Origin of the sequence: Ferruginivarius sediminum (genome assembly GCF_003344765.1) — a bacterium.
GTDB classification, from domain to species: Bacteria; Pseudomonadota; Alphaproteobacteria; order Kiloniellales; family Rhodovibrionaceae; genus Ferruginivarius; species Ferruginivarius sediminum.
The window spans coordinates 174,979-182,430 of sequence record NZ_QPMH01000008.1; the positions used below are offsets into that span (position 1 = coordinate 174,979).

General features: G+C 61.4%; 6 protein-coding genes. 2 read left to right on the top strand and 4 right to left on the bottom strand.

What is annotated here, in order from left to right; genetic code table 11:
- Positions 1-11: 11 nt before the first annotated feature.
- The 4 genes from DRB17_RS10875 to DRB17_RS10890 all read right to left on the bottom strand — a co-directional run bounded on the left by DRB17_RS10875 (position 12) and on the right by DRB17_RS10890 (position 4,720).
- Positions 12-1,520 carry an acyl-CoA carboxylase subunit beta gene (locus DRB17_RS10875; RefSeq protein WP_206607855.1) on the bottom strand — a complete coding sequence of 503 codons (1,509 nt, stop codon included), beginning with the start codon at positions 1,518-1,520 and terminating at the stop codon, positions 12-14.
- Between the two features lie 92 nt (positions 1,521-1,612).
- Positions 1,613-1,837 (bottom strand): biotin/lipoyl-binding carrier protein, encoded by a 225-nt coding sequence (locus tag DRB17_RS10880; protein ID WP_114582225.1) that lies wholly within the window; start codon positions 1,835-1,837, stop codon positions 1,613-1,615.
- Between the two features lie 57 nt (positions 1,838-1,894).
- The gene (locus DRB17_RS10885; protein WP_114582226.1) at positions 1,895-3,439 is read right to left on the bottom strand and encodes an acyl-CoA carboxylase subunit beta; all 1,545 of its coding nucleotides are present in this window, start codon (positions 3,437-3,439) and stop codon (positions 1,895-1,897) included.
- A gap of 9 nt (positions 3,440-3,448) precedes the next feature.
- Positions 3,449-4,720 carry a CaiB/BaiF CoA transferase family protein gene (locus tag DRB17_RS10890; protein ID WP_114582227.1) on the bottom strand — a complete coding sequence of 424 codons (1,272 nt, stop codon included), beginning with the start codon at positions 4,718-4,720 and terminating at the stop codon, positions 3,449-3,451.
- 363 nt (positions 4,721-5,083) lie between these two features.
- Here DRB17_RS10890 and DRB17_RS10895 point away from each other — a divergent pair, with 363 nt between their 5' ends.
- Both DRB17_RS10895 and DRB17_RS10900 read left to right on the top strand, forming a co-directional pair.
- Positions 5,084-5,851, top strand: coding sequence for a sulfite exporter TauE/SafE family protein (locus tag DRB17_RS10895; protein WP_114582228.1), 768 nt, complete (start codon positions 5,084-5,086; stop codon positions 5,849-5,851).
- A 19-nt stretch (positions 5,852-5,870) separates the two neighbouring features.
- Positions 5,871-7,226 (top strand): acetyl-CoA carboxylase biotin carboxylase subunit, encoded by a 1,356-nt coding sequence (locus DRB17_RS10900; protein ID WP_114582229.1) that lies wholly within the window; start codon positions 5,871-5,873, stop codon positions 7,224-7,226.
- Positions 7,227-7,452 lie beyond the last annotated feature (226 nt).

Sequence of the window (7,452 nt, forward strand, 5' to 3'; positions counted from 1 at the left end):
TGGTACAACAGTCAGGGGCGCACGCCGCTCTTCAGCTTTTGACCGCAACAGGTTTTCAGCCGGTTGCGCGCCAGATCGATGAAGCGAGCGATATAAGGCCGTGTCTCGCGCGGGTCGATGATCTCCTCCACGGCGAACGCCTCGGCCGAACGGAACGGGGACGACAGGCGCCGTAGCCGCTCCTCGATCTCCGCCTCCTTCGCCGCCGGATCGTCGGCAGCTGCGATCTCACGGCGATAGGCAGCCTTGACGCCGCCCTCGACGGGCAAGGATCCCCATTCGCCGGACGGCCAGGCCACCTTGAATTCCAAGCTCTTCTTGTTGATGGTCCCCATGCCGGCCATACCAAAGCACTTGCGCACGACAAGGGTCAGGATCGGAACATCCGCCTTGAGCCCGGCATAAACTGCGCGCATTCCATCTCGCAGTGTGCCTGCCTTCTCCGCCCCGGACCCGACGAGAAACCCAGGGATATCCACGACGAAGACCAGGGGAATATGGAAGTTGTCGCAGAGCTCGACGAAGTGCGTCTGCTTGCGCGCCCCTCGCGCGTCCATCGCACCGCCATAGACCATCGGATTGTTGGCGACGATTCCCACGCTCTGGCCGTTCATTCGACCAAGCATGGTGATGACCGTCTTGCCGAACGTCGGCTGGATTTCGAAGAGCGAGCCGTCGTCAAAGACGAGTTCGAGCAGACGACGCATATTGTATGGTCGCGTCCGCTGCTCGGGAATGATGCTCGTTAATGCATCCTCGCAGCGGTCGACAGGATCGTCTGTCGGCCAGACCGGTGGCAACTCCCAGACGTTGCTGGGCATATATCCTAGAAAGCGGCGGATCTGGCGAAAACAATCCTCTTCGGAATCGGCGACATTGTCGATCGTACCTGCGGTGTCGACAGCTATCCCGGACCCACCGAGTTCCTCGCGGTCCAGCTTTTCGCCAAGGGCGCGTTCGACAACCGGCGGTCCGGCGGCGAATATCTGACTGCTTTCACGCACCATGACCGAAAAATGCGACAGGATGGCCCGTCCCGCCGGCCCTCCCGCGGCCGTGCCCATCACCGCCGAGACCACCGGCACTTCGCCCATCAGTTCCACCGATCGGTCGAAGCCGTCGACACCTGGAAATACAGTGTAGCCCCGGGATTCCAAAGATGTGACGGCGCCGCCGGAACCGTCGATGAGGTTGACCAGCGGAATCCGATACTCGTGAGCGGCATCCTCGATAAAGCCGCCCTGGCCGCCCTTTCTCCGCAAGCCCGACCAAGACGTACCGCCACGCACGGTATAGTCTTCGCCGCCGACCGCCACGGGTCGGCCATCGATCTCTGCCACACCCATCACGTAGGGTGCCGGCTGGACGTGCGTCACCCGGCCTTGCTCGTCGTATTCGGCCTTCCCGGTCAGCCGGCCGATTTCCTGGAAGGAACCCTTGTCGCTGAGTTGATCGATGCGCTCCCGGATCGTCAGACGGCCGCGGTCATGATGGCGCTCGATTGCCTCCTGCCCGCCCATTTCCAGCGACCAGGCGCGACGCCGGGCCAACTCTTCGAAACGGTCTTCGCAGCTTGTCTGCGTCCCGGTTTGCGCAGTCTTTCGATCGTCCATCACCCAACCTCGACAACGGCAATCGTCTGGTCCTCGGCGATGGAATCGCCTTCAGCCACGAGCAATTCCTTGATACGCCCGTCCTGGGGCGCGATGACGGGGATCTCCATTTTCATCGATTCCAGGATGACCAGTTCCTGGTCACGTGTAACGGTGTCGCCCACGCGGCATCCGATTTTCCAGACGGACCCCGTCACTTCCGATTTCACTTCGACGCTCGACATCCCTTCAACTCCTTCATCAAGCCAATCGCGGGTCGCCCCGTTGGCCGTTCCGGCTCGTCAAAAACTGGTGGGCCAGGTCGCCAGGCGGTGCTCGCCCACGCCGCCGCGAAGCCGTGTGCAATGCACTGACAGCATGCGTTCCAGCCATGCGCGGGTTTCCTCCGGCCGGATCACGTACTGGACACCGTAGTTCCCCGCGATTCCCCAGACGGCCGATTCCCGCTCCATCTGTGCTTCGATGCGCGCACGCTCCTCCTCGTCGGCATCGGCCGAGGCGACGACCTCGACGGCAAATCGCGGATCCATGAAACTGACCTCGGCGGTGGGCCAGGCCGCCACTTCGTCCGAGTTCCGCCCGCCGCCCATGTTGAGGTAGGCCTGACCGTAGGTCTTGCGCATGATCACCGACAGCTTCGGCACCGTGCAGAGCTGTAACGCGTTCATGAAGTTGATGATCTTGCCGGGCGCGCCCTGGCGTTCAGCTTCGCCGCCGATAAGGAAGCCGGGCGTGTCGACCAGCATCACCAGCGGGATGTTGTAGGAGTCACACAACACCAGAAAGCTCGTGATCTTCTCGCAGGCCGGCACATCCAGGGCACCGCCCTTGAACATCGGGTTGTTCGCGATCATCCCGACGGTTCGCCCAGCGATCCGGCCGAGGGCCGTCACGGCGGACTTCCCAAGGGCCGGCTTCAATTCGAACATGCTGTCGCGGTCGACCACGCGATCAATCACGCGCCGCGCGTCGTAACCCCGCGTCCGAGAAGCGGGAAGCAGGTCCCCCACGGTCTCCGCTTCTGCTTCGGAGCCTGCGGGTACGGCCGCGATCGGCGGCGGTTCGTTATGATGCGCGGGCATGTAGGAGAGGAAACGGCGGACGGTATCCAAAGCCTCTTCGTCACTCTCGACCACGGCGTCGACGAGGCCCGTGACTTCCGCATGAAGGCGCCAGCCGCAGAGCTCTTCGGCATCCAGTTTCTCGCCGGTTGCCATGGCGACCAGACGCGGACTGCTGACGCCCATGGATGCGCCTTTGCGCATTACCACGAAGTCGGACATGCAGGCATAGAGCGCCGAAGAACCATAGCACGGACCCAGTAGCGCCGAGACCCAGGGTGTTTTACGATCGCGCAAGTACTGGGTCGGGTCGTTGCCCAGCAAGGTTCCCATACCCTGCGCACCCATATTGTCCGGCATGCGGGCGCCCGAGGACTCGCCAAGTAATACGAGCGGAAGCCCGCGATCGGTGGCGACGCGCTTCATGTGCCCGATTTTCTTCATGTTCGTGAGGCTGCTGGATGCCCCCTTGACGGTGAAGTCGTTGGCGACGATTGCAATCTCACGCCCATCGATCCGTCCAAACCCGGTGATCTTACCATCCGCGGGCGTGCGATCACGATCTTGGGGTACGACGGAGGAGCTGCTGAACAGGCCCGTTTCCAAAAAACTGTCGGCATCGAGCACATACGCAAGCCGTTCACGCGCATTCAGGTAACCGGCCGCCTTGCGCTTGGCCAGTTTCTCTTCGCCGCCCATCGCCAGCGCCTTGGCACGGCGGCACTCCATCTCACTCACTACGTCGTCGTAGGTTTTCTGGGACATATCTGCACCTCAGCTCCCGCCTGCGCCCACCTTGGATCGGTCTGCGTGCTGCTCACCACCGGCTGAGTCGCCGGTCGCGGCGCCGATGACACCTTGCGCCCTGAGCCTGGAGATATCCTCGGCGGTCAACTGGGCCACACTGCGCAGAACGTCGTCGCTGTCCGCCCCGATCTCGTGACCGAGCCAACGCACGGACCCCGGTGTATCGCCCAGCTTCGGTACGATGCCTGTCACGGTCAGTTCGCCGAGATCGCCGGCGGGCCGCTTCACCAGCATGTCGCGTGCCTTGAAATGCTGGTCTTCGAAAATGTCCTTGGTGGAGTAGATCCTGGCTGCCGGCACATCCGCCTCAACAAGCCGGCTCTCGATTTCGTCGACGGAGGCGGTTCGCGTCCATTCGCCGATGATTCGTTCGAGTTCTTCCACGTTGTCATTTCGCGCCAGGGCCGTGGCGAAGCGGGAATCCTCCATCAATTCCGACTGCCCCATGGCCTGCGCCAAGCGACGGAAAACGGCGTCGCCGCCGGCGGTAATATGGATATATCCGTCCCGCGCTTCGAAAAGGTTGTTCGGCGTGTTGTTCGGCAACCGGGAACCGCAGCGCTCTGCTACCACACCCAGGGCGTCATAGGCCGGAATGTAGGGTTCAATGAAACTGAACGCCGATTCATAAAGCGCGGTGTCGACCACCTGCCCCACGCCGGTGCGTTCGCGTACATTGGCCGCCATCACCGCGCCGAACGCCCCATAAAGGCCGCTGATGTAGTCGGTCAGCGACACAGCCACCCGTGGCGGCGGCCTGTCGGGGTCGCCGTTGAGGCCTCTAAGCCCACTAACCGCCTCACCGATAATTCCGTAGCCCGGACGGGACTTGTACGGTCCCGTCTGTCCATAACCGCTGATGCGGATCATGATGATACGGGGGTTGACCGCTTTCAGATCCTCGTACCCGAGACCCCAGCGCTCCAACGTCCCTGGCCTGAAGTTTTCCAGCACAAAGTCGGCGTTCGCGACCAGCTTTCGCACCACCTCCTGGCCTTCGTCAGTGCGGAGATCCAGGGCGATCAGCTTTTTATTGCGAAGGATGCTAGCGGCATAGAGTGAGCGATCGTTTTTGCGATAGCCCATGAAACGCATAGGGTCGCCGTCGGGCGGCTCGACCTTGATCACTTCCGCACCGAAATCGGCAAGCAACCGTCCGCAGAACGGCCCGGCGATCATCGAGCCAAGCTCAATTACTCGATAGCCGGACAGCGGCCCCTCTTGAGCCTTGTTTTCCATTGCTCGTTCCTCCCGACCGACCCCGAAAGGGGCGAACCAACCGCGCTCTCGGCCCCAGGGGTTATTTCCAGGGCAAGCTTCTCGATGCGGAATCTTGTTGTCAACATTTTTGTTGACCTTGACTTTGTTGACAATCTTATATGGGTATAACCAAGCAGAGGTCGGGGCTGGGCGTCATGGGCCAAACGGATAGACACGTGTCGGCTCACAGAGGCTTGCCGGATGGGGGGAAACCCGAATGACAAAGCTGGCCACGGCAAACGGCATCCTTGTGCCCGTCGCGTGGACGCCATCGGCCATCCCCGGGAATCCGCTGATGCCTGCCGCCAAAAAGACCCGAGGGATATCTGACGTGGGGTCAGAATGACGAGCAGCCTGCCCCTGTCGAACCTGGACGCGGTTCTCTCATCGGGAACCGCGCTGCTCGCAGGAACAACTTTCGCTGCGGGAGCACTGCGCGGGTTTTCCGGATTCGGCGCCGCACTGCTGCTTGCGCCGGTCTACAGCCTGTTCATGCCACCTGTCGATGCAGTGGCCATAATCGTATTGTTGAACGTTGTCACCACGGCGCAAATGCTGCCGGGCGCAGTGCCGATCACACCCCGGCGCTTCGTCGGCAGTTTGTTTTTCCCAGCCGTCACCACGCTGCCGGTGGGCGTGGCGATCCTCAGCTTCTTCGATCCGGAAGTCATGCGCCGCTTTATCGGCGCAATCGTGGTCGCACTGTGCCTGATGCTGCTGTCGGGATGGACTTACAACGGTCCACGCGGGCGCTTGACGGACGTTGCCACAGGCATGCTAAGCGGCTTTCTCACCGGAACAGCGGGCATCGGCGGCCCACCCCTGATCCTCTATCTTCTCGCAGGCAATACGGCGCCGAGCGTCAACCGCGCCATCTTCATCGTCTTCTTCGGCATGACGCAGGTCGTCGCGCTTCTGTCGTTCGCCCTCGGTGGCCTTCTCACCGCCCACCAAGCAATTTACGCCGCCATGCTCTTGCCCGTCTACCTGCTCGCCACCGCGACCGGGACATGGGCATTCCAGACGGCCGCACGCCGACGCGAGGCGGCCGTGCGCCAAGTCTCGCTCGTCTTCCTGCTCGCCATCGGCGTCGTAACGCTCTTCATGTAAACCCATGAGAGGAACCGCAATGAAAAAGGTCCTGATCGCGAACCGCGGCGAAATCGCATGCCGTATCATTGAGAGTTGCCGGTCGGCGGGACTCTCGAGCGTGGCGGTGTGTTCCGAGGCCGATGCCAGTGCGCGGCACGTTGAACTCGCCGACGAGGTCGTCTGTATTGGTCCGCCACCAGCCAAGGAAAGCTACCTGAATGGCGACGCTATCCTGGCCGCGGCCCGCAGCACCCGTGCCGATTCCGTGCATCCCGGCTACGGTTTCCTTGCCGAGAATGCGTCCTTTGCACAGCGGGTCCATGACACCGGACTCGCCTGGATCGGCCCGGATCCGAAGGTGATCGCGGATATGGGCGACAAGGAACGCGCCCGCGACATCGCGGCGGCCGCTGGCGTCCCTGTCCTTCCAGGCAGCCCCCGCTTCCGTCCCGGCTTACTGGACGGCCTTGAAGAGCAGGCAGCCGAGATCGGCTACCCTCTCCTTGTAAAGGCGGCGGGCGGCGGCGGCGGTATCGGCATGCAACGCGTGGATACCCCGGAGAAGCTTCGCCGTGCCGTCGAGGCCACGCAATCCATGGCCGAAAAAGTCTTCGGCGACGGGACAATCTATCTAGAACGTTGCATCGATCGCGCTCGCCACATCGAGGTACAGGTTTTCGGCGACGGGGCCGGGCACGGCGTTCACCTCTTCGATCGCGACTGCAGCGTGCAGCGACGCTACCAGAAGATCATCGAGGAAGCGCCGGCTCCGGCACTTCCCGATCAGGTGCGGCGTTCGCTTTTCGATGCGGCTCTCGCGCTCGTCCATCACACCCGCTACAAGGGTGCCGGGACGGTGGAGTTCGTTTACGATCGCGACACCGAACAAGCCTTCTTTCTGGAAATGAACACGCGCCTGCAAGTCGAGCATCCGGTAACAGAAATGGTAACCGGCATCGACATCGTCCGCTGGCAGCTTGCGGCCGCCGCGGGCGAATCGCTGCCACTTCACCAGGAAACGATCGCCCTGAACGGGCATGCCGTGGAAGCCCGGATCTATGCAGAAAAACCGGAGAAGAACTTCATGCCGGCGCCGGGGCGAATTGACCGCTTTGATTTGCCTCGACCGAGAAACGGTATTCGCATCGACACCGGCGTCCGCGCAGGAGATGAGGTGACGCCGTTCTACGATCCTCTGATCGCCAAGATCATCGCACTTGGCGACACCCGTCAGGCTGCAATAAATAAACTCGAATCGACCCTGGAAGAAATTGTCATCGAGCCGCTACGCACAAATCGCAGCTTCCTGATCGATGTTTTGCAGTCAAACGCCTTTAATACTGAGGAAGTGACGACAGATTTTGTAAAAATATTCACCTTAAATTCAGCCTAGATTTAGAAAATGACATTATTTCTGAATATACAATAGCTCGGACCTCAGAATATGTTTCTTGATGCCTGTTTGGCCAGACATATGCGGGCCAGCAAATTTGGATTATTTCAACAAGCTAGACGACATGTCCGTCACGGGGGCGGGTGGCCCGCCTCCAGGTGTGCTGAGATACGTGGGTTGCACCGGCGGGTGCCGAGCCACAAGCACAGTGGAGACGGACCATGGA

What these genes read in the sequence shown, in the direction of transcription:
- DRB17_RS10900 (WP_114582229.1), top strand. Translation starts at nt 5,871, where the DNA reads ATGAAAAAGGTCCTGATCGCGAACCGCGGCGAAATCGCATGCCGTATC.
- DRB17_RS10875 (WP_206607855.1), bottom strand. Translation starts at nt 1,520, where the DNA reads ATGGGCGGGCAGGAGGCAATCGAGCGCCATCATGACCGCGGCCGTCTG.
- DRB17_RS10880 (WP_114582225.1), bottom strand. Translation starts at nt 1,837, where the DNA reads ATGTCGAGCGTCGAAGTGAAATCGGAAGTGACGGGGTCCGTCTGGAAA.
- DRB17_RS10885 (WP_114582226.1), bottom strand. Translation starts at nt 3,439, where the DNA reads ATGTCCCAGAAAACCTACGACGACGTAGTGAGTGAGATGGAGTGCCGC.
- DRB17_RS10890 (WP_114582227.1), bottom strand. Translation starts at nt 4,720, where the DNA reads ATGGAAAACAAGGCTCAAGAGGGGCCGCTGTCCGGCTATCGAGTAATT.
- DRB17_RS10895 (WP_114582228.1), top strand. Translation starts at nt 5,084, where the DNA reads ATGACGAGCAGCCTGCCCCTGTCGAACCTGGACGCGGTTCTCTCATCG.